A 23,344-nucleotide genomic window follows, 5' to 3' on the forward strand; every position below is an offset into this window, starting at 1 on the left:
GTCGATGCTCTTGTCTTGGTCGGATAACTTCCGCCTTGCGGAGCCCAGCGTCAAGGAACGGCTTGCCTGTCGCAGCGGTGACGAGGCATGCGTCTCCGTCATTCCTCCGCAGCCGCCGCGTTGCGGCCGTGCCCGCACGCTCCTACAATCGGCTGGGCCGGCTCCCGGGGAGCCTGGGACGTCGAAGGGATCCCGAAGCGACGCCATGGCGACGGATGCGGACGGTCACGCAAGGAGGCTCACCCAGGCGGAGCTCGAGGAACTGATCGCGGGGATCGACGGCCTCGCGGGAATCCTCGATCCCGTGGTCGTCGCCACGCGTGCGGCCGAGAAGGCCCGGGCCCTTTCCGGGGTCGACGTCGTCGGCCTGGCCGCGCCGGGGTCCGACCGGACCGTCGCGATGCTCGGCAACGCCGGTGCGATCAGCGAATGGTTCGCCCGGCTTCGCGTCGACATCGACTTCGGGCAGGGCTTCATGGGCACGATCATGTCCCTGCGGCTGCCGCTCCTGTTCGAGCCCCACGCGGCGCCGGAGGCGATCTACGCCTTCAACCCGGAATCCGGCCGCCGGGCCGACCTGGTCCTCGGAGGACGCTACGCCGCTCACCTCGCGAACCGCGTCGAGCCCGAGCAGCTGGAGGAGTATATCGGCCTGCCGATCGAGCTGAACGGCGGGCTCGTCGGCCTGCTCCTCGCGGGAAACCGGGTCGCCAAGCCGGACCCCGCACACAGCCGTGTCCTGCTGGCGCGCTTCGCCCGCATGGTCGCGCCGGCCCTGGCCGCCGCCCGCCAGGCCCGCGAGAGGGCCGCCACCGAGATCGCTGCCGAGCGGGAGCGGATCGCCGTCGACCTGCACGACACCATCGGCCAAATCCTGTTCGGGATCGGCGCCTCCGCCAAGCGCTCCGCCTCCCGCGCGGAGCAGATCGCCCCGGAACTCGCCGGCACCCTCAGGGCCATCGAAGCGGAGGCCTCGCGCGCCGGCGCTCACCTGCGCGAGATCCTGCGCACCATCGGACAGCCGCAGAAGGATCTCGAGCTCGAGACCGAACTTCGGATCCTCGCCGGCATGTTCAGTGCCCGAAGCGGCATCCCCTCCGACGTCGTCGTGTCGGGGGCCCGCCGTGCCCTGCCGCCGGACGTCTTCGGCACCCTCGTGGCGGTGGCCCGGGAAGCCCTGCACAATGTCGAGAAGCACGCCGAGGCGCGCACAGTGGTCCTCACCCTCCATTTCGACCCCGAGCGGACGTCGGTCGTCGTCCAGGACGACGGCATCGGCCTGCCCGGTGCGTCCCGGGCGGCCGCGTCCAAGGGCTGGACGGGAGCCGGCATGGGCCTCTCCTCCCTCCGGCGCCGCCTCGACCGGCTGGGCGGGCGCCTGACCACCCGCCGCCTGCAGGGCGGAGGCACGGTCGTGAGCGCGACGCTCGACACCCGGAGCCGCGCATGACGCCGGCGCGCGTGGTCGTGGTCGACGATCATCCGATCGTGCTAAGGGGCGTGGCGGACATGATCGGCGACGCACCCGAGTTCGAGGTCGTGGGGACGGCCCAGGACGCCCGGCAGGCCCTGCAGAAGGCCGAGACGACCCGCCCGGACCTCATCCTGCTCGATCTCCGCCTCAAGGACGACCTGGCGACGGACCTGATCGGACTCTTGAAGGAGCAGGCGCCCGGGGCCCGCATCGTGATCCTCACCGCCTACGACGACGGCGAGGCGATCCGGGAGTGCCTGAAGCGCGGCGCCTCCGGCGTCCTGCTCAAGGACGCCTCGACGCTCGACCTCGTCAGGGCGCTCCGCTCGATCCTCGGCGGCGCACGGGTGGTCGACCCGCGCCTGACCGGGCGGGAACGGCGGGACGCGCGCGACGAGGACTACATCGAGGGCGGATACCAGCGCCTGTCCGAGCGGGAGCTCGAGGTGCTGCGCCTGCTCGCCCGCGGCCTCAGCACCCGCGAGATGGCCGCCGAACTGGCGCTGAAACCCAACACGATCCGCAGCTACACCCAGTCGATCCTGGAGAAGCTGCAGGCCAACAACCGGGTGATGGCCCTCGCCAACGCCCGCCGGCTCCGGCTGATCTGACGCCTCGGCCTCACTTCGGCCGGCGATAGGTCCCGATCACGCTGGAGAGGCCGAGAACCTTGCCCTTGACCTTCTCGAGGAACTGGTCGCGGGTCAGCCCGGCCGGCAGTTCGTCCTTCGCCACGTCGAGGGCGTAGACGCTGTAGATGTAGTGGTGCGGCGCGTCCGTCGCCGGGCCGCAGCCGCCGAAGTAGGTCGGCAGTTGCCGCGAACTGGACCCGCCGACCCAGTCGGACGACGGCGTGTTGCCGGCGCCCTCGGCGAGCGACGTGGTCTCCGGCGCGATCCCGTAGGCGATCCAGTGCACCACGCCCGGGCCCCGACCGCCCTCGAAGTCGAACACCACGACGGCGAAGCTTTTGGTGTTGGCCGGCGGATTGGCCCAGTCGAGCGGCAGCGAGACGTTCTCCCCGCCGCAGGCCGCCTGCGCGGTGGTCGGCCCGGCGTAGCGCGGGTCGATCGGCTGTCCGTCCTTGAGCTTCGTCGACGTCACCGTGAAGGGGCCGGTGCCCTGGGCGCGGGCCTCGACGCCCGCGAGCACCATGGCACCGGCGAGCGCGGCCGAACGGATCGGGAGGGCTTCGAACATGGGGCGTTCCTTCCGTGGTTGCGCGGGAGAGATCAGGGCTGTCAGCCGTGGCCGTAGCCGAGCGTGGTCGCCACCATGGCGCTGCCCAGGCTGAACACGCCGACGCCCGCGATCAGCAGGCCGGCGAGCGCGAGCCCGAAGGCGAGATGCGACCGCGGCACGCGGGCCGAGACCGTGTCGTTCGGGCTGACGACCTCGCCCGGGAAGAGCCGAGGCTGCACCTTGAGCGTCAGATAGAGGAACAGCAGGATGGCGACCGAGCCGGCTGCGATGAGGATCGATCCGATGGCGATCATGGCTGGCGACCTCGCGGGACCCGCTACTGCGGCTTGGGTTGGGCGGCGGCACGCGCCAGGAACGCGATCACGTCGGCGACCTCCTGGTCGGTGCCGAGACCGCCGAACTGCATGCGCGTGCCGGGGATGAGGCTCTTCGGCGACTTGATGAATCGCGCCAGGTAGGCCTCGTCCCAGGTGATCCGGGAACTGCGCAGCTGCGGCGAATAGGTGAACCCCTGCACCGAGGCGGCCCGGCGGCCGATCACGCCGTCGAGGGGCGGCCCGGCATTGACCTCGGCCGGCTTGTCGCCGAGCGCGTGGCACTTGGCGCACTGCTCGAAGACCACGCGCCCGGCCTCCGGGTCGCCCTGGCCGACGTCGGCGAGGGCCGGCGTCGCGGCGAGCGCCGCCGCTGCGGCGAACGCCGCCGTGAGCGCAAGAAAGCCCGGTACGGCGCGGGACGGGGTGAAGCGACCGCCCATCTCAGTTCGTCCCGACCGTGAAGATCGGCAGCCAGCGGCCGAGGAGCAGCACGGCGAACCAGAGCAGGAGCGAGGACCCGGCCAGCATCTTGGTGAGCGCCGGCGTGTCCTGGCCCGGCCCGACCTTCAGCATCGCCCTGTGCTCGATCAGCGTGAACGCGGCCGCGTTCAGGCCCGCCAGCACGATCAGGAGCATCTTCAGCAGGAAGGCCGGGTTCTCGATGTAGGAGGCCGGGTTCGAGGTGAAGAAGATCCAGCCGCTGAAGGCGTTGAGCAGGAAGCCGAACAGCGTCCACGGCAGGAAAGCCAGGACCGAGCGCACCGACGCGCCCCGGTAGAAACCCATCAGGCGCAGGTCGATGAAGAGGAGCGAGCCGAGCAGCAGGCAGAGCCCGATGAAATGCAGGATCTCGCCGAAGGAGAAGAGCCAGCTGGTCGACCGGACGATCGGCCCCGGCCAGGCCTGCTTGAACCATTCGAGCTGGTGCGGGTCGAGCAGCATGCGCGAGTGTCCTCGATGCGGGGTGCGGGCGCGGGCGGCGGGCTCAGAGCGGCGGGGGCGGCTGGGTGTATCCGACGAGCCGGCCGGACACGATGGCGAGGATCCAGGCGAGGCTCACGACGGCGGCCGCGACGCGGACGGCATGGGGCACCAACTCGACGACGTCGGCGGCCCCCCGCCCGGCCGGCCGCGCGGACTCGAGCCCGCGTCCGAGCGCCCTGAGGCCCCAGACCGCGACGACGATCATCAGCATCTTCCCCCAGAAGAGCGGGGTCATCATCTCCCGCCGCGGCTGCGCCAGGATGAGCAGCAGGCCGGAGATCAGGTTGAGCCAGAAGCCCCACCAGGCCAGGCCGAGCAGGCGGCGCGCCTCGACGAGCGACACGACGAGCTGGAAGCCGAGCACCCGGGACGCCAGCATGAACGAGATGCCGACCACCATCGCCATGCCGATGGCATGCAGGCCGAGCAGCACGTAGTAGGTCGCGAAGGGCTCGGCGATGAAGTTCCCTTCGCGCAGCCAGGACGAGAAGTCCCCGGCCTCGAAGTTGCGCAGGGTGTTCCACATGGTTCAGCTCCGTGCCGCCGGCGGTGGCCTCAGGAACATCCCGAGCCCCTTCTGGCTGACGTCCTTGTAGGGCGGGATGTTCTCGAGCTCGATCGTGTTGTCCGGATGCAGCTCGTTCCAGGCGTTGACCACCTCCTCGACGGTGGCGATATGCCGGGCGACGCGCACCCGGAGCGGCCAGCCGTTGTGGTCGAATTTCACGAAGAGGCGGTTGAGCAGCGCCGCCTTCTCGTAGCCGCTGTCGCGCCCCTCCACGACCAGGTCCGTGCCGGTCCGTCCGCGGAAGCGCCCCATGGCCGGGTTGGCGGTCTCCGCCAGCATGGCCTCCGCCTTGGTGAAGTCGCCGAACTCGCGGTGGCTGAGCCCGTGCAGGTTCTTCGGCGAGGCCGCGAGCCCCATCGGGATGCGTCGCGCCTGCAGGGCCGCGACGGCCGTCGCCGCCGTCTCGAAGGCCCGCTCGTGCACCACCATCATGTTGATGACCGGATATTCCGGCTGCGCCTCGTGCAGGTCGAACACGATATCGCTCTCGCTCGCGAGCCCGGTGAGCGCCGCGCTGACCCGGGAGGTCAGCCAGCGGTTCGCCCGGCCCGGATGCACCCGGTTGAGGTTGCGGACCTCGTGGCCGACCATCCCCTCCCCGCTCGGCGCATGCACGAAGATGTCCGGGTCCGGCCACTGGTCGGCCGGGTTGGTGAGCCGCATGCCGACCCGGAACCAGCGCGGCCCGCCGGGCGTGTCGATCTCGAAGCTGTGGAGGTGCGCCTCCATCGGGTCCGTGTGGCCGAAGCCGGAGCGGTTGGCCTGCGGGACGATCAGGAGCCGACCCTTTTTCACCGTGACGTTCTCGACCATCAGGACGGCGGCCAGCATGCCGCCGATCTCCTGCGGGTGGGTGCCGCCGAGCACCATCACGGTCGCGCCCGGCTCCTTGCCGACGAGTTCGAAGACCGGCGTGTCCCCCGGCCCGCCGGTCAGGTCGGCGGCCCGCTCGCCGAGCATGTAGTGCCTGGTCACACCGGGCCCAGCCACGATCGGCTCCGGCTCCCGCATGGCCTCGAACACCGACCCGGCGGCGGCCGCGATGGCCACCGCCAGCGTCGTGAAGACGAGCGGCCCTGCCCGCTCGCGGAGGGTGCCGGCAAGACCGGGCGGCCGCTGTTGGGGGGCGCGGTCCAGCATCACTTCACCCCCAGCCCGCGCAGCACGAAGGGAATGAAGACGAGCGCGGCGTAGAGCTGTTCGCGCCAGTCGCGCCGCCGCCAGATCACCACCAGCATGGTCGCCGCGATGACGAGCGCTAGCAGGCGGTAGGTGTACATAAGGCCGAGTTCCATCGTGCCTCGCTCATGCGTGGTCGGTCGGGATCGGAAAGGCGGGGTGACGGGGGCGGCCGGCACGGCCCGCCACCCCCGGGATGCGGCGTCAGCCGCGGTAGTTCGGGTCCGTCAGCTTGCCGAGGGAGCGGTCGATGTAGGGTACGTCCTGCATCAGCTGCGCCTTCGGGTTCTTGTTGCGGGCGAGCTTCGCCGTGTCCCAGACCCAGTCCTGCATGAAGTAGACCGGGTCCTGCACCGTCACGTCGTACAGGAGCGTCTCGCCGTCCAGCTTCAGCTTCTCGATGACCACCATCTCGTTGCTGTGGATGTAGCCGGGCCAGTCCAGCCAGGTGACGTCCGTGAAGCCCATCGTGGTGATGACCAGCGTGTCGCCCTCCCAGCACCCGACCGCGAGGCCGTTCGGCGACTGGTCGTACTTCAGGACGGGATCGTGCTCGCGGCAGTCCGTCGGGATCGACCGGAAGGTGTTCTGGTTCTCGTAGAGGAAGAACATGTTGTCGCCGACCTGGACGATCTGGTTCGGCGGACCGATCCGCGGGACGCCCAGCGGGTAGTTCTTCCACTGCGGATCGGCGTACTCCTCGTACTTGCCGCCCGCATTGGCGTAGTTGTCGTGCATCCGCACCTTTTCCCAGTACTGCGGCTTGTAGAGCGGCTTGCTCACCCGCCCGCGATGCTGCGGTCCGCAGTCCTGCTCGAAGGTGATCCAGCCGGCCGCGCCCTTGTTGCCCTCGGCGACGCCGCCGACGGCGCCGGACTTGTAGCGGTCGTTGTTCGACTGGGCGAAGCCGTCGACCTTCTCGCCGCAGGTGGCGGCCTTGAGGTCGGCGACGCCGGCACCGCCGTAGATGCCGTTGAAATTGGGACGCGTCTGGGCCTGGGCCGCGAGCGCGGTGGCCGCCAGGAGGGCTCCGCCGAGGAGCGCCGTCCCGAGACTTGCTCTGAAGGTCATGCTGGTCTCCCTTGTTGGGTTCCGGCTCGGGGTCGGGCGGCTACTGGCCGATCTTCGGCGCATCCGCCGGGATCTCGCCGGTCGGGCTCTCCGGGAAGCCGACCTTCACGAACTTCCCGTCCGGGAACCAGAAGGCGTTGGTGAAGCCGAGCGTCGCGCCGGAGCGGTCCGGGCAGAGGTCGACCTTGTAGGTCTCGCCGATCACGAAGAGCCGGCGGTCGCTGAGGCCGAGGCGGCGCAGGCCGTTCGGCCCCACGGTCTCGGTCGACCAGATCTCCGTCGTGCCGTCGGCCTTGGTCACCTCGAAATGGAACCACGCATGCGGGTTCTGCCATTCGACCTTGATGAGCTTGCCGGTGATGATGACGTTCTTGGAGACGTCGAACTGGGCCTGCACGGCGTGGTGAGCGACGGCGGCGGTGCCGAGCCCGGCGGCGAGCGCCAGGGCGGCGGCGAGTGTGCGGATCGTTCCCATGGGTGATTGCTCCCTGTCTTGTTCGGACGCGCCGGTCGGGCCGGGCCCGCCGGGCGCCCCGTGTCACTGCGCCTTGGCGATGAGTTCGGGCTCCGGATAGACCGTGTAGGGATTGCCCCAGCCGCCCTGGACCGTAATGTCGAGCACGGTCCGGCCCTCGATCGTGTAGGTGATCCGCTCCGGCCAGAAGACGCCGTTGTGGAACTTGTCGAGCGCCTGGTCGCCTTCGGCGCTCAGGTCCTTGGGGTCGTTGGTGTCGCGGGCGCCCGTCCGCCAGCCGGTGTAGGTCGCCTGCAGGAGCTTCGGCCCGCCGGGCAGCGAGACGGTCGCCTCGACCGAGCCGATGCGCTTCTTCTCATCGAGCGCCCCCTTGTAGGTTACGCCGTTGATCTCGACGGTCATCACCGTCTTGCCGCCCTCCTGGGTTACCGAGTGGGCGGTGGTGCAGGGCTTGACCGTCTCCGTCAGGCACCGCTTGCCCGCCGCGAAGGCGACCTGGGTGAAGAAGGAGTGCGGCTCGAACCAGACGAGCTGGCCGCGCAGCGTGGCCGCCGCGTCGGCCGGGGCGGTCCTGAGCTTCTGGACCACGCCGGTCCTCGTCTTCTCGTCGTACCAGCTCTCGTCCCAGGCCCGCTTGCCCTTCACGACCCGGATCTTGCGCGGCACCGACGGACCCTCGAAGTCGACCCGCGAGGCCCACTGCTGCTGCTGCACGTTGGCGACGTAGCGCGTGACCTCGACCGGCTGGCCGAGCGTGGGCGCCTCCAGGTCCACCATCGTCCCCTTGCCGAGGATCTCGTAGTTGTTGACCTGCCCGATCAGCAGCTGCTGCGACCGGACGAGCCCCATCGCGGTGCCCGCCTCGCCGAGGATGCGGGGGATGTCCTTGATGGCGACTTGCGAGCCGCACTGCGGACAGGGGCTCTGGGCCCAGGCCGCGGGCGAGACGAGCGCCCCGGCCGCCGAGGCGGCAAGCGCGAATATCAGAGTGTTCATCCTGTTCATGGCGTTCCTACCCTATGGCTCGTTCCCACCGGCATGTCTCGCCGAAGAGACGATCATGTCCGAAGACCCGAACGTTCGCTCTTTAACTGGTATTTTTTTATTCTCTACTCACATTTCCACATATGTCAACTCAGCGTCATCTTTATGGGACGAAGAGCTGACTTTTCACTTCTGCGGCACGCTCGGCTGCCCGGTCGACCCCATGAATCCCGCATGGCAGCCGTCGCAGGCCTGGCGGAGGGCGCGCGCCCCCTTCGCCACCCCCGCCTGATCCTTCGCCTGCGAGGCCTCCAGGGCGGCCGCCGACGCCGTCCGGGCGAGGTCGTAGAAGGCGTCGTACCGGGCCCACACCGACGGCAGTGCATTCGTCGCCGTGCCGTCGGGGCCGATCTGGTCCGGCCTGGTCCCGTCCGGGAAGAGGTGCGGGAAGGCCGCGATCAGCGTGCTGATCAGGTAGGCGCGTTCGGTCAGGTCCTTGAGCGGACCGGTCCCGCCGGCCGCCAGGCCGTCGAGCGCCGTCACCCGCTCCTCGACCGCATCCATCAGCAGCTGCCGCGCCTGCACGATGTCGTCCCGGCGCTCCGGTGTGAGCGGCGCCTCGGCGCTCGCACCGGGCGCCACCGCCGTGACGAGGGCGACGAGTGCGACGACGGCGATCCGGCCCCGCCTCCCTCCCCGATCCGTCCCGAGCATCGGCCCTTCTCCTGCAAGGGGTGCCGCGGACCGGGAGCCCGGCCCGCGGCGGACCCGCGTCACTGCACCTTGTCGAGGAAGCGGTACTGCCCGTCGGCGCTGAAGAAGGCCCAGGTGCCGCCGGTCTTCACCTGCCCGACGCCGGGCTTGGTGTAGTCGCAGACGCCGTCCGGGAAGATCTTCCTCAACTGGTCGAGCTGTTCGGCCGACAGCGAGACCTTGTAGTCCTTCGGATCGACCGGCTTCAGCGCACACTTGAAGACGTCGTCGGTCGCCGGAGCCCCCGCCGCCAGCCGGGCATCGCCGGCGAAGCGGAAGAGAGTGTCGCAGGTCTTCCGGTCCGTGATCTTCTCGATCTCGCCGACCAGCGCGCCCTGCTTGGTCGGGTAGCAGGCGTCGACGAGCCCTGCCGGCCGGTGCTTGGCCACCTTGCGGGCGAGCGGCTCGTCCGACTTGTCGTTGACGACCGCGGTCAGCCAGGTGTCGATGGCCGCGAGCCCTTCGCCCGAGACCCGGATCAGCGGCGAGCCGCCGGTGCGCGTGTCGAGCTGGACCCGTCCGAGGCTGGCCGTGGTCAGCATGACGTGGTTGGCGGCCGACGCCTGGTACTTCTCCAGCCGGGCGCGCATGACCGCGCTGTGGTAGCCGTCGTGCACGTCCACGCCCGGATCCCCGAGGCCGAGCGGGTCGCCGTCCACGTAGGAGCGGATGTCGACCATCGGCACGGTCGCGAGCGCCCCCGTGCCGGTCACGCGGCCGGTCTCGTAGGCGCGGCGCAGCGCCTCCGTGTCGCCCGTCATGCGGTCGGCCATGATCTTGCCGTTGATGTCGAGCCCGCCGATCCGCTGGTTGATGTCGGCGAACTGCTCGAAACTGATCTTGCCTTCGTTGAAGGGGACGAGCCCGTACTGGACGCCGACGTTGTCGAAGGGATTGCGGGCGAAGCCCGTCTTCGAATCGCGCCCAAAGATGTTGACCAGGTTGTCCTGATAGGTGCAGCGCACGTTCATCGCCTTGACCTTCGGGTCGCTGGCGATCAGGTCCTTGACGGTCGCGTCGCAGTTGTCGATCCGCGCGTTCGGGTAGCGCGTGCCGTTGCTGACACAATAGCCCCAGTACTTGCCCGCGAGGGCGCCCATCTGGTCGCGACTGAACTTGTGCTGCGAGTTCTTGATGGCGTTGGCGATCAGTTCGCAGTCGTAGAGCGGCTGCAGGAAGCTCATCGTGTCCGGGTAGTTGCGCGCCGGCATGATGCCGTCGAGCAGGCCCGGATAGTTGTTCGCGATCAGGTGCTGCTGCATGGAGCCGCCCGACGCGCCGTGCCCGATGGTGAAGAGCGGCGGACCGAACTCCTCGATGAAGTGCTCCTTCACCTTGGACATGGTCTCGGCCGACTTCACGTCGTCGTTGTTGGTCCCCATGACGTTGAGCGACCCGGCTGCCACCGCGTAGCCACGCGTGACGAAGTAGTCGAACAGGCCGCCGCCCAGGTCCTCGATGAAGTACTTGTTGTCCGTGCCGGTCATCATGCCCAGGCCACGGCCCATGTGGTAGTTGGCCTGGACACCGCCGCCGAAGCTGTAGACGAGCTTGCCGTTCCAGCCCGACGCCTCCGAGGGCGCGCCCGGCGCCGGCAGCGGGCCGGCCGAGGGATCGTGCAGGATGTTGATCAGGTAGGCCGAGCGGTTGATCACCCCCCGCTCCTGCCGGACGATGAGCGGCACCTCGCGGCCGTCCGTCGTCTTGGTGGTCCCGACGTCGTTGGGCTTCGGCGACTTCGGGTCGTAGGGCTTCCACTCGCCGCCCTTGGTGCGCAGGAAGTACTCGACCTTGGCGGGCGCCGCGCAGCTCTCGTCCTTGGCCGGCTCGAGCCCGAAGGTCTCGTTCTCGCAGACGAAGGGCTGCTGCTGCGGACCGGCGAAGAGCGCGCCGTTGACGGGATAGTTGGTGAGCGTCAGGCTCGCCTCCCCGGCCGCCGAGGTGGCGGTGAGCTGGTTCGCCCCGTCCTTGAGGTCGCCGACGACCCCGACGAAGCCGCCGCCCTTGGCGTCCGCCCGGAACGCCGACGAGACGTCGCGGCCGTTGACCGAGACCTTCGGCGCGGCGGCATCGCCGGAGATGCGGACGAGCGCGTCGCCCCCCGTCACCAGTTCGGGCCGCGAGGAGACGACCTCGACCTTCAGGCCCTTCGTCTGTGCGGCGGCCATGCCGGTGACGGCCGCCGTGAGCACAGCCAGCGAAGCCGCCAGCGTGATACCTCTTGAGCGCATTTCCATCTCCCTACGAAACCGTTCTTGCCGTCTTGCTTCTTGTTCGAGACCGGGCGACGCCGCCCCGTCAGGTGATGATGCCGGTCAGCTTCGGCGCGAAGAGCAGGACAAGGACCGCCGCGGCTGCCAGCACCGCGAGCGGCGGCCAGGCACGCCGGAAGACCTGCCCGACGCTCGAGCCGCCGACCACGTAGCAGGCGAGCGCCGCCGAGATGGCGGTCGGTGCCACGAACTCGGCGAGCGCCGCGATGCCCGAAATCGCCGCGACGTTGAGGATCATGTCCTGCTTGATGAAGCTGAAGGCCGCCGGAACGCCGATCACGTCGCTCGTCACCATCGCGGTCAGCGCCCCGCCGACGATCGGCATGCCGAAGAGCAGGCTCGGATAGTTCCACGGCGGCTGCAGCGACATCGTGCCGACCACCACCCAGCCCCGGATGCCCGTCAGGGTCATCACCTGGACCAGCACCCCGATCGACACCAGCACGGCGGCGAGGAGCAGCGGCGTGCCCGTGAAGGTGGACCCGATCGCCCCGCCGAGCGCGCCCTTCGGCAGCGCCGGCAGCATGACGAGACCGCCGATCACCAGCACGAGCGGCGCGGCCGGATCGATGACGCGGGTGCCCGCGAGCCGGACCCCGACCCAGATCAGGATGATCACGGCGAGCGGCGCGAGCCCCTTCAGCATGTCGCCGTAGCCCGCCGGTCCGGAAAGCGCGGCGGGCCGCGCGCCGGGGCGCTCTTGCCGGGCGAACCACAGGATGCCGGCGAGCGCGAAGGGCAGCGAGATGGTGAGCAGCGCCGCCGCCACGTTGGTCCACGGCATGTTGGTGCCGTCCGCGACCAGCATGGCCGGCACGTTGATGGGCGGCGCGATCATGCCGGCCGCCGCCATCACGGCGATGAAGGCCGCGGTCGTCGAATCGTCGAAGCCGACGCGACGCATGGCAGGCACCGCGAAGACGCCCGCCGACAGCACCGCGACGCCGGCGAGCCCGACGAACATGCCGACCGCGTAGAGCGGCGCCCCGATCATGAAGAGAAGCGGCACCGGGCGGCCGCCGGACAGGCGCACGAGCCCCTCGGCCGCGGCCTCCGTGGCGCCGCTGAGGCGCATCATGTGGCCGAAGAAGGCGCCGGCGAAGAGCGCCAGCACGAGGTTGATGAAGCCGAACCCGCCTTCGACGAGATGCCGGAACGGGATCCCGTAGCCGCCGAGGAGCGCGGTCGCCACGGCGGCCGCGATGAAGGCGATCGGCAGCGGCCAGCGCTGCCAGAGATGCGCCGCCGCGAAGATGGCGACGGCGATCGCCAAGAGTATCCCGGGCTGTAGTTCCAACGTCGAGCCTCCCCCAGGCGCACTTTTTCTTCAAGTTTTCGACGTACGGCGAGCGCGCGCGTAGCGCAGCACCGGCCCTGTGCGACGACGACTTCCCCGTGACTGTTGCTGTCCTTGCGGGCTCCGGGCCCTTCTCCCTCGAGGCCGGTCCGCATCCGGAACATCGACGAGCTAACGCCCGAGTGAGACCGCCGTGTACCTGCAAATGCAGGTGCGACCCGCGATTTCACTCCACCGCGCGGCTTCGCCCGTAGACGGCGGGGTTGCGGCCCGGCACCGGCAGGGGGCGCGGGTCGAACGGGAGACCGGAGTCGAGCGCCATCCGCCGGATGTTGATGACGTGCAGCACCGGCACGCCGCCGTCCCCGGCGAGCCGCTGCACGAGACCAGGCGCCCCTGCGCTGCAGCCGAGCGGCCGCCGCGAGAGCCCGGGCGGCAGCTCGAAGGACTGCGGGCAGGTGCCGAGCGCCACGAGCGCGCCGCCCACGTTGACGAGGAGAGCCGGCGCTCGGCCGCCGAGCAGGGTCCGGATTCTGTCGGCCAGCCGCTCCGCGAGCGCCGGAAACGGCGGCTCCTCGATGAGCTCCACCCCTTCCCGCGCCGCCGACGCCCTGAGCGCCGCGACCACCTCCGGCTCCATTCCGTGCGCCACCCCGGCCTCGCCGCCGAAGACCGCGAGCGACGGACGCGTCGCCAGGATCCCCCGTCGCCGCAGGGTGCCGAGCATGTCGAGCAGCGTGAAGCCAGGGTCCGTGGCGCCGTACATCGAGGCGCTCAGCGAGACGACGACGACCGGGCGGATCCCGATCGCCTCCAGCGCCGCCATGCTGGCGATGTCCGCCCCCACGAAGGAGCCCGAGAGCACCACCACGGCCGGCGCCCCGCGCGGCAGGCCGAGCCCGTCGACCATGCGCAGGAGCGCGGCGGCGAAGTCCGGGTTGGTCACGGTCCGCTTGGACGCGAGGTCGCCCATGGTGGTGGTGAGCCCGGTCAACTCCGGCCCGATCAGCCCCGTGCGGTTGGGATCCACCTCGGGCGGCTGCATCAGGCCGCGCGCGGACTTTTCCGCCGCGATCGCCCGGGTCGCCTCCCGCATCGTCTCGGCCGCGGCGAGCATCTCCGGGAGGCGCGGATGCAGCCCGCCGCCCGATACCCGCTCCACCACCTGCCACAGCCCCAGGCAGAGGACCGCGGCGAGGGCCAGCCGGACGCCGCCCCACCGGCCGGCGACCTGCGGCGCCGGGACGGCGGGCGGCCCGCTCACAGGCGCACCGCCAGGACGAGGATGATTCGCGTCGCCGCCGCCGCGATCGCCAGCGCGGCCAGCGTCGGCAGGATGCCCTGGCGGTCGAACTGGTGCGCCACGAGGCCGGGGACGATGTAGCCGAGGCCCGCCCACTCGATCGGCCCCGGTCCGGCGACCTCGACCAGCCAGTCCGCCGTCAGCGACAGCGCCAGTCCGGCGAGCACCGTCACCGCGAAGGCTCGCGACCCGAAGAGCACCAGGTGCCTCTGCAGGAGCCGCACCAGGCCGAAGCACGCGAGGCTCACGAGGAAGAAGCCGAGCAGCGCGGCCGGGCGGTCGAGCAGCAGCGCCACGTAGCCCGGCACGATGATGCCCCCGGCGGTCAGCCCGATGACTTCCGTAACGAGAAGGCTCACCGGCACCCCGATGACGAGGGCCGCCGTCAGCATGCCGGCGGCTCCGGGCCCAGAAGGGCGGCGAGCTCGCGGCCGAGGCCGGCATAGTTGCCGACCCCCCAGACGGTGGTTCCGGGCGGCACCGCCGCGGCGAGCGCCGCGAGCGCGCGCCGGGGGTCGGGCGGCAGGCCGACGACGTCCCCGGCCCCGAAGCCGGCCCGCCGCGCCAGCACCGCCGCGAGGCCGTCGCCGGCCACGAAGAGCAGCGGCAGCGGCCGGCGCGCGGCCAGGAAGCGGACGAAGTGCCGGCTGCGCAGCGGCCGGTCGCGGCGGGCGTTGAGCACCACCACGGGCCGCCCCTCCGGGGGCCGCTCCGCCCAGAGCGCCTCGAGCGAGACCACGTCGTTGCACGCGAAGGCGTTGGCGAAGCGGATCGTCTTGCCCTCGATCTGTGCCTCCCAGGCGGCGAAGTGCCCGGGATCGGGCAAGGCGAAGGCCATACCGGCGGCCGCCGCCTCCTCCCCGACCCCGTGGATCCGGCAGGCGGCGAGCGCGAGCGCCCGGTTGGCCGCATCGGGCGCGAGCCCGTCCGTCTCGACCGTCACCAGCCGCGCCCCGAGCGAAGCCGCACGGGCCCGGAAGCCGTCCGTCGCCGCCTCCCGGGCCGCCACCACGGTCCCGCCCTGCGGGATCAGCCAGGCGAGCGCCTCCGCCATCGCGCCGGGCGCCTCGCCGAGCTCCTCGAAATGGTCCGGCCGGGCGTTGGTGACCACGAGCGTCGTGGCCTTGAGGAGCCGGGCTTCGGACGCCCACAGAAGGTCCGGCCGGATCGCCATGCACTCGACCACGAGCGCGTCAGCGCCCTCCCGCGCCGCCCTTGCGAGAAGCCGCGCTTGCTCGCGGATCGAGGCCGGTCCCCGCCGCCGGAACGGCTCCTCGCGGCCGTCCGGCGTCAGGAGCCGCGGCTCGGACCCGGTCGCCTTGCCGACGACCCGCAGCCCTCCGGCGCGCAGGCCGGCCGCGATCAGCCGGACGGTCGTCGACTTGCCGCGCGTGCCCGCGACGTGGATGACGACGGGAATGCGGGCCCGGTTCCGCCTGAGGAGGAAGCCGGCGACCGCCAGCCAAAGGGCCGCTGCCAGGAAGCAGAGGACGGCCAGGAGCGCGAGCCGCGGCGCCGGCAGGCGCTCGGCGAGAACCGGGTCGGTCAGGATCGACAGCATGCGCCCCGTATGCCCCGCCCGCGCGCGTCCCGTGCCTCGAGAGGGCCGGGCGCCCCTGCCCGCGCCGGCACCCCGTCCGTCAACCGCCGGAGAACAGCTTCTCGAGCGGCTGCTTGAGAGTCGCCGCGCTCTCGATCACGACCATCGGGATGTTGCCGGCCTTCGAAATCTTCGTAAAGAGCCCGTCGCCGTCGCTGTCGTTGCGGATGATGAGATAGTTGGCGCGCGGCGCCGCCAGCTCGATCAACTGGTTGGAGAGGGCGTCCCGGCGATCCTCGCCGCCGATGTGCAGAACGACGACATAGAGGCCCTTGGCCTTCGCCGCGTCCAGCAGGTGGCTGGTCCGGGCGAGCTCGTCGCTGATGCTGATGCCCGCGTCGCCGAACCCCTTGAGGCTGGCCCCGACCGCCAGCATGAGGGTCTTGGCCTCGCCGAGCTGGTTCGCCTCGATGTGCGGATCGTACTTGTACGGGATCCCGCTGCGCTTCACGGCCAGCTGGACCTGGAAGGCGTCGAGGCTCTGTCCGATGCTGGTCACCAGGGCCGGCGGCTGTGCCTTGTCCTGGGCGACGGACGGGGCGGCCCACGTCAGGACGGCTCCGCCGACGAGCGCGGCCGCGACGAGGAATTGCCGACGATCAGGCTTCCGGGTCATGTGCGTTCCCTCGGGTGCTTCGGTCTCGGCGCGGGGTCCGGTACGGCGGCGGCCAGGGGCGCACGCCCCGGGGCCCGCCGCGGCACCGGACGGATCCGCGGGTCACCCGCATTGAACGTCGGTTCCCGCCGCCGCAATACCTGCAAATGGAGGTGTTCCCCGGCGATTGGGGCCGGCAGGCGGCGCCCCCTACATCGGCGCCGCGCGCGAGCCCGGGGCTTGGCTCCGCCTGAAGGCGGGCAGTGCGGCCGCGATGGCCGCCGCCGCCCCGGCGAGGGCGATCACCCACCAGGCTGACAGCTCGTCGTCGAAGGTCAGCAGAATCGGCAGGGTCTCGGCCGGCGGCATGTCCTGGTACGCCCACAGCCAGAGGATCTCGAGCCCGAACGCCGCCGCCCCGGCGCCGATCGCCAAGAGCCCCAGTGCCATCGCGGAGCGGCCCCGTCCCGCCCCCCGCAGCGCCCGCCATGCCATCAGCCAGAGGAACAGACCGGCCGTCCAGTACTGCGCGCCGAAGACGCCCGGCGAGAGCAGGAAGTGGGCGACCGCCAGCCCGCTCGCCGCATAGTTCAGCCGGTGCAGCCGATGCCAGCGCTCCGCCCCGAGCCGCGCCACGGCCGCGTCCGTGGAGGTGAGGCCGAGCGCCAGCAGCAGGGCGAGCGACCCGCTGGCCACCAGGATCGTCGGGCGCCGCATCTGGGCGGCGAGTTCGCCGGCGTCCCACCGGAACAACATCGCGAAGGCGACCACGTGCAGGAGGGAATAGAGGAGCGCGGAGACGCCCAGGATCCGCCGCGCCTCGATCAGCCGGCCGAGCCCCAGGATGGCCCGCGCCGGGGAGACCGCTAGCGTCAGCAGGAGCAGCACCGTCGCCCACACGCCCGACCAGTAGGTGAAGCCGATCACCGGGATCGGCCCGAAGGCCCCGCTCCGCCAGTCGGCCAGCATGAAGGCCGCCGGCACCGCGGCGAGCACGAGCGCCCCCGCCCGGATCGCCGAGAAGGCCCCGCGTCGGTCGCGCCAGGGTGCCAGCATCGGGATCTCCCTCGTGAGACGGCCCCCGGCCGTCCGCGCCGTCACGGCGGCGATCCGGCCGGCAGGATGCCGGCGAGGTTGCCGTCCTGGCCGGGCGGGATCAGATCGTAGAAGCCGGCGAGCCGGATGCGCACCACGGCCGTGCCGCCGGACTGGTTCTGCAGGTACCAGCCGTGGATCCCCGTCACGGGCGCCGTGAGGGCGCCGTAGGAGGCGAGACCCGTCTCCTTCCGGTAGTCGATCACGGTCACCGTGGGGGCGCCCGGGCCGGGCTCGGTCTCCCCGTGGAACTCGGCGTAGAACTCCTCCGGGTCCGCGATCCCGGTCACCTCGAGGGCGTAGACCAGGGTGGCGCCGACCCGCATCCGGACCTTGTATTCGAGCTCGTAGCCGTCCGGCCCGGCATCCGGGGACCGGAGGCGGATCTCGACGACGTCGCTCCGGAACGGTTGCGCCTCTGCGGTCGCGCCGGTCCCGGCCGCAACCTCGCCGGCAGCCGCCGGATCGCCCCCGGCTCCGAGGAAGCCGAGAAGCAGGAGAAGCGTGGCGAAGCCGACCCGACGGCCCCGACGGCGCGCGGGCGGGAGGATCGGGACGGATCGGCGTGGCGGTCTCGACATGATGACCTTGCTCGGACGGTCCGGGCCGCGGCGCCTCGGCCGGGCCTGGTCGCCGAGACTGGCAGAGGAGGAGCCCCTCGCGACACCTGCACTTGCAGGTATCGGCGGTCGGTCCGGTCGCTAAGCTGCCCCCTGACGGCGTCGTCCTGCCCGCCCGCCGGAGCGCCCCGCCGATCCCGGCCGGGCGGTCCGCCCGCCTGGGCCGGACGACCCGATCCGCTCCGGGAGAGGGACCGATGCGGCGAAGGGGACTGTCGAGGCGCTGCCAGCCGCGGGCGGGACGAGCCGTGGCGCTGGCCTTGACCGGCGCGGCCTGGACGGGCCTGGCGGTCCTGCCCGCCCTCGCGCACGCGCCCCTCCTCAGCTGCTACGACAACGACGACGGCACGGTGACCTGCGAGGCCGGCTACAGCGACGGCGCCTCCTCGGCCGGCCAGGTGGTGCAGGTCCGCGAGGCGAACAGCCGGCTGATCGTCGAATCCGTCTTCGACGCCTCCGGCAGCTACACCTTCAAGAAGCCGGCCGTGCCCTTCATGGTCGAGTTCATCGGCGATCCGTCGCATCGCGCCGCCTTCGACGGAGAGGATCTGAAGAAATGAGGGACCGGACCGCGACCCGAGGAAGCGCGGCCGAAAGGACGGGAGGGGACGTCATGGGACGATGGAAGGGGGTCGTTCTCGCCGCCGCGCTGGGGCTTGCCGGAGCGGCGCCGGCCTCCGCGCATTTCCTCATGCTCCATGTCGACAGCGCCGCGCGCATGCCCGGCGGCTCCGTGGACCTGGTGCTCGCCTTCGCGCACCCGTTCCCGGGCGCACCGATGATGACGCTGGACAAGCCGGCGGCCTTCTACATGCTCCGCCAGCGCGGGGCCGCCGCCAAGGAGGAGAAGATCGACCTCCTCAAGTACCTGGAGCCGACGGAGTTCGTGGGCACCGACGAGAAGCCGGCCGCCGCCTTCAAGGCGACGCTGCCGAAGACCGAGACGCGCTCCATGGGCGACTATGTCCTCGTCGTCGAGCCGCAGCCCTACTACGAGGCGACCGAGGACAAGTACATCCAGCAGTTCACCAAGACGGTCGTCAACGTCGGCGGCGTGCCGGGCAACTGGGACAAGCCGCTGAAGCTGCCGGCCGAGATCCGCCCGCTCGACAAGCCCTATGCGGTCTGGACCGGCGGCGTGTTCCGGGGCGTGGTGCTCGCCAACGGCAACCCGGTCCCCTTCGCGGAGATCGAAGTCCAGTACCTGAACCGCGACGTCGACGCCGCGGGCCGGGGTTGGGCGGGCGACCCGAAGGTCAGGATCCCGCACCCCGCCTTCGAGACCGTCAGTCTCCGCTCCGACGCGAGCGGCACCTTCACGGTCGGGATCACGCGGGCCGGCTGGTGGGGCATCGCGGCCCTGGCGGTCGGACCGACCACCACCCACAAGGGCAAGAAGCTGTCGCAGGACGCCGTCCTGTGGATCCAGGCCGCGGACGTGAAGTGACATGGCGACCACCTTCGCCCCGAATGCCCGCCGCGCCGACAGGCTGGAGACCGTCCTGGTCGCGGTCGCCCTGGTGCTCTCGGTCGCGGCGACCGCGGCCTTCGCATGGGTGGCCGGAACGGGCGGCGACCGGCACCAGCCGCTGCTCGGCTGGCAGGTGAGTGCGCTGACGGGCCTCGGCCCCGACGACCAGGCCATCCATTCGGCGCTCTCCGTCGCCGCCGAGGAGATCGGATCGCTCAACTACGACTTCGGCGACTGGGCGAAGCCCGAGGAACTCGACAAGCTGCAGATCCCGCCCTTCACCAAGGACGAGTTCTGGGAGGAGCACGGCCGGGTCGTCTGGACCCAGCTCGACGCCGCCGACTTCAACCGAGGCGGCGACACGAGCTATCTCGGCAGGGGCGGCACGGCGGCAGGCCAGTCGGCCTACCTCCTCGTCTTCCGCCACCGCCACATCGGCGCCGCCTACACCAACCAGACCGAGATCTGGGTCCATGCCGAGGCCGGGATCGGCGTGCCGGAGTCCGTCCGGGCGGAGGCGCTGGCCAAGGGCGGCTGGCGCCAGGTCGTCGCCTACAGCGGCGCCGACGAGGCGCAGCACCAGAAGGGCCACTGAGCGATGCCGTCCCTCTCCCGCCGCGATATGATCCGCCTCGCGATCCTCGCCGCCGCCGGTATGCCCGCGCCCGCCCACGCCGAGCCTCGCCGCCTCAAGATCGGCATCACGCTCCACCCCTACTATTCCTTCGTGGCGAACGTGGTGGGCGACGGAGCCGACATCGTCCCGATCGTCCCCGCCGAGGCCAACCCGCACGGCTACCAGCCGCAGCCGGAGGACATCAAGCGCACCATGTCGCTCGACGTCCTGGTCGTGAACGGCATCGGCCACGACGAATGGGTCTTCAAGATCGTCGAGGCGGCCGGGCGCAAGGACAGCCTGCCGCTCGTCTGGGCGAATGCCTCCGTGGCCCTCATCCCGATCGGCGGCGATACCGGGCCCGAGAAGGTGGTCAACCCGCACACCTTCATCTCCACCACCGCGGCGATCCAGCAGGTCTACGAGATCGCCCGCCGCCTCGGCGAGATCGACACCGGCGCGGCGGCCCGCTACCGGTCGGCCGCGCGCGACTACGCGGCCAGGATCCGCAAGCTCAGGGCCGACTTCATGCAGCGCGCGGCGGGCCTCTCCAAGGCCGGCTTCCGCGCCGCGACCATGCACGCCGGCTACGACTACCTCTTCCAGGAACTCGGCCTCAGGATCGCTGCAGTGGTCGAGCCGCGCCACGGCGTCAACCCGACCGCCCGCCAGTTCGCCCAGACCCTCGCCGACATCCGCGCGGCGGACGTCAACGTGCTGTTCGCCGAAAAATACTTCGGCGAGAGCGCCCTGGCCGAGACCGTCCAGCGCGAGACCGGCGTGAAGGTCTTCACCCTGTCCCACATCACCGACGGCCCCTTCACGGCCGACAAGTTCGAGGTCGAGATGGCGGAGAACCTCGCCACGGTCGAGCGCGCGATCCGGGCGGTGGCGTCGTGAGCCGCGGCCCGGCGGTCATGATCCGCGACCTGACGGTCCGGCTGGGGGGGCTCGAACAGCTTGCCGGCGTGTCCCTCTCGGTCGCGCCCGGCACGGTCCACTGCATCGTCGGCCCGAACGGCGGCGGCAAGACCACGCTGGTGCGCGCGATCCTCGGCCAGGTCCCCTACACGGGCACCATCGCCTTCGACGGATCGTCCGAATTCACCATCGGCTACGCGCCCCAATCCCTGGACCTCGACCGCTCGCTGCCGCTGACGGTGAGCGACGTCATGGCCCTGATGAACCAGCGGAGGCCGGCCTTCCTGGGTCGCTCCGGCCGGCTGCGCGCCGCCCAGGATGCCGCCCTCGCCCGGCTCGGCCTCGCCGGCAAGGAGCGCCAGCTCTTCGGCTTCCTGTCCGGCGGCGAGCGTCAGCGGCTCCTCTTCGCCCAGGCGCTCGTGCCCGCGCCCGACCTCCTCGTCATGGACGAGCCGACCTCGAACATGGACGACGCCGGCGCCCGGCTGGTCGAAGCCATCGTGGCGGATCTGCGCCAGCAGGGCACGACGGTCGTCTGGGTCGACCACGATTGGGAGCAGGTGCGCCGCATCGCCGACACCGTGACCCACATCCGCGGCCGCGTCGTCGCGACGGGACCGGCCGCACGCGTCCTCGGCACCCTCGCGGGAGAAGTCGCATGACCCCGGCCTACGATGCGCTCCGGGCCGGCCTCGAGGCCCTCGCCAAGCTCGGGATCCTGCCGAACGCGGTCTTCCTCCAATTCGTCGCCAACGCGATCCTGGCCGCCCTGGTCATCGGCCCCCTGCTCGGCGTCCTCGGCACCATGGTGGTGGTCAAGCGCATGGCCTTCTTCAGCCAGGCCATCGGCAACGCCGCGCTGACCGGCGTGAGCATCGGCGTTCTGATCGGCGAATCAAATACTTCGCCCTACATCTCCATGTTCTCGTTTTGCATCATGTTCGGGCTCGTGCTCCGCTACACCCAGACCCGCACCAGCCTGACGAGCGACGTCCTGATCGGGGTGTTCCTGTCCATCTCGCTGGCGGTCGGGGCCTCGCTGCTCCTCTTCGTTTCGGCACGCATGAACACGCATGTCCTCGAGAACATCATGTTCGGCTCAATCCTGACGGTGAACTACGCGGACCTGAACATCCTCCTGGCGGTCGCCCTCGTCACGGTCCTGCTCGGGGCTCCGGCCTACAACGGCATGCTGCTGGCGAGCTTCAGCCCGAGCCTCGCGGAGGTGCGCGGGACCTGGGTGAGAACCCTCGAGTACGGCTTCGTGCTCCTCATCACCATCGTGACGGTCGCCTGCGTGAAGATCGTCGGCGCCATCCTGGTCGAGGCCCTGCTGATCGTTCCCGCCGCGGCCGCGCGCAACATCAGCCGCTCGCTCGCCGGCTTCGTGGGATGGTCGGTGCTCTTCTCCACCTCCGCCTGCCTGATCGGCATCGTGGCCCCCATGCAGTACAACATCCCGGTGCCCTCCGGCGGCGCCATCATCCTGGTCGCGGCCGCCTTCTTCCTGGTGACGGCGGTCCTCCGGAACTCGCTCGGCCTCTACCGCGGCGCGAGGGTCTCGGGATGAGCCCGCGCCGCGCGACGCTCGGGGTCGCGCTCCTCGCCGCCCTGCTCCTCCCCGGCACGGCGCGCGCGGGCGAGACCGTGCTCGCCGGCATCAGGCCGATCCAGGGCGTCGCCGCCGCGCTCGCCGCCGGCACGGGCCTCACCGTCGAGCCGGCCGCCGAACCGCTGCCCGGCATGGCGCGCCTGGCCCGGACGCTTGCCCGCCCCGACCCGGCGCGCGACCGCCGCCTGGCGGCCGCCGCCGCCGTGGTGACGGTGGACTCCGTATGGCCCGAGGACCCTCTCTACCGCGAGGCACGGGCGCGCAACATCCGGGTGGTGCGGATCGATGCCGCGCGCGCGCTGGACGGCCCGGGCCTCAGCGTCGCCGTGGTCGCCCGCCCGTCGTCCAGCATGCCCTGGCGGCGCGATCCGCCGGCGGCCGGACCGGCCCCGCAGGTCTGGTTCAGCCTCGCCAATTGCATCCGCATGGCCGAGATCGTGGCCGGCGACATGAGGCGGCTCGCCCCGGCCGACGCCGCCGCCATCGAGGCGAACCGCGCCGCCTTCGTCCAGCGTCTCCAGGCCCTCAAGGCCGAGTACGAAGCCCGCTTCGCCGCCCTGCCGGACCCCCGCGTCCTCGCCCTCACGGACCGCTTCGTCTACCTGACCAACGAGTTCGGCCTCGACGTCGAGGGCTACCTGCTGGAGGACGACGTCCGCTGGACGAAGGCGGATCTCGACGGCCTTGCGGCCTTCCTGAAGGAGCGCGACCTGCGGGTCGTCCTGCATCACTGGGAGCCGGCCGCGCCGATCCGCCAGGCCATCGCGGCCGGCGGTGCCCGCCTCGTCGTTCTCGACGATCTCGAGGCCGCCCCGCCGGCGGCGTCCGCGGCCGGCGACCTGGAGCGCGTCCTCCGGAGCAACCTCGACCGCCTCGCGGCCGCCCTGGGGAACTGACCGCCCTCACGCCTCCGCCCATCGTCCTGAAGACGGG

The 23,344-nt window shown here is 71.1% G+C and carries 28 protein-coding genes; 9 read left to right on the top strand and 19 right to left on the bottom strand.

The features are described 5' to 3' along the window. The first annotated feature begins 205 nt into the window (after positions 1-205). Both WBG79_RS19960 and WBG79_RS19965 read left to right on the top strand, forming a co-directional pair. On the top strand, positions 206-1,450 hold the full coding sequence (locus WBG79_RS19960; RefSeq protein WP_337358977.1) for a sensor histidine kinase: 1,245 nt from the start codon (positions 206-208) through the stop codon (positions 1,448-1,450). Beyond that, positions 1,447-2,085, top strand: a complete 639-nt coding sequence (locus WBG79_RS19965) for a response regulator transcription factor (protein ID WP_337358978.1) — start codon at positions 1,447-1,449, stop codon at positions 2,083-2,085. The genes WBG79_RS19960 and WBG79_RS19965 overlap by 4 nt, the downstream gene beginning before the upstream one ends. A gap of 10 nt (positions 2,086-2,095) precedes the next feature. Here WBG79_RS19965 and WBG79_RS19970 read toward each other — a convergent pair whose 3' ends face one another. From WBG79_RS19970 to WBG79_RS20060, 19 genes are all read right to left on the bottom strand, one after another. Further along, positions 2,096-2,674, bottom strand: coding sequence for a YbhB/YbcL family Raf kinase inhibitor-like protein (locus tag WBG79_RS19970; RefSeq protein WP_337358979.1), 579 nt, complete (start codon positions 2,672-2,674; stop codon positions 2,096-2,098). 41 nt (positions 2,675-2,715) lie between these two features. Beyond that, positions 2,716-2,970 carry a hypothetical protein gene (locus WBG79_RS19975; RefSeq protein ID WP_337358980.1) on the bottom strand — a complete coding sequence of 85 codons (255 nt, stop codon included), beginning with the start codon at positions 2,968-2,970 and terminating at the stop codon, positions 2,716-2,718. 23 nt (positions 2,971-2,993) lie between these two features. Next, positions 2,994-3,434: a c-type cytochrome gene (locus tag WBG79_RS19980; protein WP_337358981.1), complete on the bottom strand. Its 441-nt coding sequence runs from the start codon at positions 3,432-3,434 to the stop codon at positions 2,994-2,996. A gap of 1 nt (position 3,435) precedes the next feature. Continuing rightward, a complete protein-coding gene (locus tag WBG79_RS19985; protein WP_337358982.1) occupies positions 3,436-3,936 on the bottom strand; it encodes a DUF6644 family protein in 501 nt (166 codons plus the stop codon). Positions 3,937-3,979: 43 nt separating this feature from the next. Beyond that, the gene (locus WBG79_RS19990) at positions 3,980-4,504 is read right to left on the bottom strand and encodes a hypothetical protein (RefSeq protein ID WP_337358983.1); all 525 of its coding nucleotides are present in this window, start codon (positions 4,502-4,504) and stop codon (positions 3,980-3,982) included. Between the two features lie 3 nt (positions 4,505-4,507). Continuing rightward, positions 4,508-5,686: a hypothetical protein gene (locus WBG79_RS19995; RefSeq protein WP_337358984.1), complete on the bottom strand. Its 1,179-nt coding sequence runs from the start codon at positions 5,684-5,686 to the stop codon at positions 4,508-4,510. Then, the gene (locus tag WBG79_RS20000) at positions 5,686-5,841 is read right to left on the bottom strand and encodes a hypothetical protein (RefSeq protein ID WP_337358985.1); all 156 of its coding nucleotides are present in this window, start codon (positions 5,839-5,841) and stop codon (positions 5,686-5,688) included. The genes WBG79_RS19995 and WBG79_RS20000 overlap by 1 nt, the downstream gene beginning before the upstream one ends. Before the next feature lie 88 nt (positions 5,842-5,929). Further along, entirely contained in the window at positions 5,930-6,796 is an 867-nt protein-coding gene (locus WBG79_RS20005) for a hypothetical protein (protein ID WP_337358986.1), read from the bottom strand. A 40-nt stretch (positions 6,797-6,836) separates the two neighbouring features. Further along, on the bottom strand, positions 6,837-7,271 hold the full coding sequence (locus WBG79_RS20010; RefSeq protein WP_337358987.1) for a DUF6152 family protein: 435 nt from the start codon (positions 7,269-7,271) through the stop codon (positions 6,837-6,839). Between the two features lie 63 nt (positions 7,272-7,334). Next, positions 7,335-8,267, bottom strand: a complete 933-nt coding sequence (locus WBG79_RS20015) for a hypothetical protein (protein WP_337358988.1) — start codon at positions 8,265-8,267, stop codon at positions 7,335-7,337. A gap of 174 nt (positions 8,268-8,441) precedes the next feature. Beyond that, complete coding sequence (locus WBG79_RS20020) at positions 8,442-8,969, bottom strand: cytochrome c (protein ID WP_337358989.1); 528 nt, start codon at positions 8,967-8,969, stop codon at positions 8,442-8,444. Positions 8,970-9,028: 59 nt separating this feature from the next. After that, the gene (locus WBG79_RS20025) at positions 9,029-11,239 is read right to left on the bottom strand and encodes a DUF6351 family protein (RefSeq protein ID WP_337358990.1); all 2,211 of its coding nucleotides are present in this window, start codon (positions 11,237-11,239) and stop codon (positions 9,029-9,031) included. Positions 11,240-11,306: 67 nt separating this feature from the next. Then, the gene (locus WBG79_RS20030) at positions 11,307-12,554 is read right to left on the bottom strand and encodes a hypothetical protein (protein WP_337358991.1); all 1,248 of its coding nucleotides are present in this window, start codon (positions 12,552-12,554) and stop codon (positions 11,307-11,309) included. A gap of 250 nt (positions 12,555-12,804) precedes the next feature. After that, entirely contained in the window at positions 12,805-13,842 is a 1,038-nt protein-coding gene (gene pgsW, locus WBG79_RS20035; protein WP_337358992.1) for a poly-gamma-glutamate system protein, read from the bottom strand. Continuing rightward, positions 13,839-14,273, bottom strand: coding sequence for a poly-gamma-glutamate biosynthesis protein PgsC (gene pgsC / locus WBG79_RS20040; protein WP_337358993.1), 435 nt, complete (start codon positions 14,271-14,273; stop codon positions 13,839-13,841). The genes pgsW and pgsC overlap by 4 nt, the downstream gene beginning before the upstream one ends. Beyond that, positions 14,267-15,442: a poly-gamma-glutamate synthase PgsB gene (gene pgsB, locus WBG79_RS20045; protein WP_337358994.1), complete on the bottom strand. Its 1,176-nt coding sequence runs from the start codon at positions 15,440-15,442 to the stop codon at positions 14,267-14,269. The genes pgsC and pgsB overlap by 7 nt, the downstream gene beginning before the upstream one ends. Positions 15,443-15,521: 79 nt before the next feature. Further along, positions 15,522-16,097, bottom strand: coding sequence for a DUF6305 family protein (locus WBG79_RS20050; RefSeq protein WP_337358995.1), 576 nt, complete (start codon positions 16,095-16,097; stop codon positions 15,522-15,524). A gap of 189 nt (positions 16,098-16,286) precedes the next feature. Next, the gene (locus WBG79_RS20055; RefSeq protein WP_337358996.1) at positions 16,287-17,132 is read right to left on the bottom strand and encodes a ferric reductase-like transmembrane domain-containing protein; all 846 of its coding nucleotides are present in this window, start codon (positions 17,130-17,132) and stop codon (positions 16,287-16,289) included. Positions 17,133-17,173: 41 nt separating this feature from the next. Beyond that, positions 17,174-17,752, bottom strand: coding sequence for a hypothetical protein (locus WBG79_RS20060; protein WP_337358997.1), 579 nt, complete (start codon positions 17,750-17,752; stop codon positions 17,174-17,176). Between the two features lie 287 nt (positions 17,753-18,039). Here WBG79_RS20060 and WBG79_RS20065 point away from each other — a divergent pair, with 287 nt between their 5' ends. Genes WBG79_RS20065 through WBG79_RS20095 form a run of 7 tightly spaced genes read left to right on the top strand, consistent with a single transcriptional unit; the run spans position 18,040 to position 23,307 of the window. Then, positions 18,040-18,351 (top strand): hypothetical protein, encoded by a 312-nt coding sequence (locus WBG79_RS20065; protein WP_337358998.1) that lies wholly within the window; start codon positions 18,040-18,042, stop codon positions 18,349-18,351. 53 nt (positions 18,352-18,404) lie between these two features. Beyond that, on the top strand, positions 18,405-19,238 hold the full coding sequence (locus WBG79_RS20070) for a DUF4198 domain-containing protein (RefSeq protein ID WP_337358999.1): 834 nt from the start codon (positions 18,405-18,407) through the stop codon (positions 19,236-19,238). 1 nt (position 19,239) lies between these two features. Continuing rightward, complete coding sequence (locus WBG79_RS20075; RefSeq protein ID WP_337359000.1) at positions 19,240-19,857, top strand: DUF6162 family protein; 618 nt, start codon at positions 19,240-19,242, stop codon at positions 19,855-19,857. Positions 19,858-19,860: 3 nt separating this feature from the next. Further along, positions 19,861-20,778: a metal ABC transporter solute-binding protein, Zn/Mn family gene (locus WBG79_RS20080; protein ID WP_337359001.1), complete on the top strand. Its 918-nt coding sequence runs from the start codon at positions 19,861-19,863 to the stop codon at positions 20,776-20,778. After that, positions 20,775-21,461: a metal ABC transporter ATP-binding protein gene (locus tag WBG79_RS20085; RefSeq protein ID WP_337359002.1), complete on the top strand. Its 687-nt coding sequence runs from the start codon at positions 20,775-20,777 to the stop codon at positions 21,459-21,461. Before WBG79_RS20080 ends, WBG79_RS20085 begins: the two co-directional genes overlap by 4 nt. Continuing rightward, a complete protein-coding gene (locus tag WBG79_RS20090) occupies positions 21,458-22,369 on the top strand; it encodes a metal ABC transporter permease (RefSeq protein ID WP_337359003.1) in 912 nt (303 codons plus the stop codon). The genes WBG79_RS20085 and WBG79_RS20090 overlap by 4 nt, the downstream gene beginning before the upstream one ends. Further along, positions 22,366-23,307: a metal ABC transporter solute-binding protein, Zn/Mn family gene (locus WBG79_RS20095; protein ID WP_337359004.1), complete on the top strand. Its 942-nt coding sequence runs from the start codon at positions 22,366-22,368 to the stop codon at positions 23,305-23,307. The genes WBG79_RS20090 and WBG79_RS20095 overlap by 4 nt, the downstream gene beginning before the upstream one ends. Positions 23,308-23,344 lie beyond the last annotated feature (37 nt).

Origin of the sequence: Prosthecomicrobium sp. N25 (assembly GCF_037203705.1) — a bacterium.
GTDB lineage: Bacteria > Pseudomonadota > Alphaproteobacteria > Rhizobiales > Ancalomicrobiaceae > Prosthecodimorpha.

Excerpts from the sequence above, each read along its gene's own strand:
- WBG79_RS20090 (WP_337359003.1), top strand. The coding sequence starts at position 21,458 with ATGACCCCGGCCTACGATGCGCTCCGGGCCGGCCTCGAGGCCCTCGCC.
- WBG79_RS20020 (WP_337358989.1), bottom strand. The coding sequence starts at position 8,969 with ATGCTCGGGACGGATCGGGGAGGGAGGCGGGGCCGGATCGCCGTCGTC.
- WBG79_RS19975 (WP_337358980.1), bottom strand. The coding sequence starts at position 2,970 with ATGATCGCCATCGGATCGATCCTCATCGCAGCCGGCTCGGTCGCCATC.
- WBG79_RS20015 (WP_337358988.1), bottom strand. The coding sequence starts at position 8,267 with ATGAACACTCTGATATTCGCGCTTGCCGCCTCGGCGGCCGGGGCGCTC.
- WBG79_RS19990 (WP_337358983.1), bottom strand. The coding sequence starts at position 4,504 with ATGTGGAACACCCTGCGCAACTTCGAGGCCGGGGACTTCTCGTCCTGG.
- pgsC (WP_337358993.1), bottom strand. The coding sequence starts at position 14,273 with ATGCTGACGGCGGCCCTCGTCATCGGGGTGCCGGTGAGCCTTCTCGTT.
- pgsB (WP_337358994.1), bottom strand. The coding sequence starts at position 15,442 with ATGCTGTCGATCCTGACCGACCCGGTTCTCGCCGAGCGCCTGCCGGCG.
- WBG79_RS20075 (WP_337359000.1), top strand. The coding sequence starts at position 19,240 with ATGGCGACCACCTTCGCCCCGAATGCCCGCCGCGCCGACAGGCTGGAG.
- WBG79_RS19985 (WP_337358982.1), bottom strand. The coding sequence starts at position 3,936 with ATGCTGCTCGACCCGCACCAGCTCGAATGGTTCAAGCAGGCCTGGCCG.
- WBG79_RS19995 (WP_337358984.1), bottom strand. The coding sequence starts at position 5,686 with ATGCTGGACCGCGCCCCCCAACAGCGGCCGCCCGGTCTTGCCGGCACC.
- WBG79_RS19965 (WP_337358978.1), top strand. The coding sequence starts at position 1,447 with ATGACGCCGGCGCGCGTGGTCGTGGTCGACGATCATCCGATCGTGCTA.
- WBG79_RS20055 (WP_337358996.1), bottom strand. The coding sequence starts at position 17,132 with ATGCTGGCACCCTGGCGCGACCGACGCGGGGCCTTCTCGGCGATCCGG.
- WBG79_RS20025 (WP_337358990.1), bottom strand. The coding sequence starts at position 11,239 with ATGCGCTCAAGAGGTATCACGCTGGCGGCTTCGCTGGCTGTGCTCACG.
- WBG79_RS20095 (WP_337359004.1), top strand. The coding sequence starts at position 22,366 with ATGAGCCCGCGCCGCGCGACGCTCGGGGTCGCGCTCCTCGCCGCCCTG.
- WBG79_RS20000 (WP_337358985.1), bottom strand. The coding sequence starts at position 5,841 with ATGGAACTCGGCCTTATGTACACCTACCGCCTGCTAGCGCTCGTCATC.
- WBG79_RS19980 (WP_337358981.1), bottom strand. The coding sequence starts at position 3,434 with ATGGGCGGTCGCTTCACCCCGTCCCGCGCCGTACCGGGCTTTCTTGCG.
- WBG79_RS20080 (WP_337359001.1), top strand. The coding sequence starts at position 19,861 with ATGCCGTCCCTCTCCCGCCGCGATATGATCCGCCTCGCGATCCTCGCC.
- WBG79_RS20005 (WP_337358986.1), bottom strand. The coding sequence starts at position 6,796 with ATGACCTTCAGAGCAAGTCTCGGGACGGCGCTCCTCGGCGGAGCCCTC.
- WBG79_RS19970 (WP_337358979.1), bottom strand. The coding sequence starts at position 2,674 with ATGTTCGAAGCCCTCCCGATCCGTTCGGCCGCGCTCGCCGGTGCCATG.
- WBG79_RS20070 (WP_337358999.1), top strand. The coding sequence starts at position 18,405 with ATGGGACGATGGAAGGGGGTCGTTCTCGCCGCCGCGCTGGGGCTTGCC.
- WBG79_RS19960 (WP_337358977.1), top strand. The coding sequence starts at position 206 with ATGGCGACGGATGCGGACGGTCACGCAAGGAGGCTCACCCAGGCGGAG.
- WBG79_RS20010 (WP_337358987.1), bottom strand. The coding sequence starts at position 7,271 with ATGGGAACGATCCGCACACTCGCCGCCGCCCTGGCGCTCGCCGCCGGG.
- WBG79_RS20060 (WP_337358997.1), bottom strand. The coding sequence starts at position 17,752 with ATGTCGAGACCGCCACGCCGATCCGTCCCGATCCTCCCGCCCGCGCGC.
- WBG79_RS20050 (WP_337358995.1), bottom strand. The coding sequence starts at position 16,097 with ATGACCCGGAAGCCTGATCGTCGGCAATTCCTCGTCGCGGCCGCGCTC.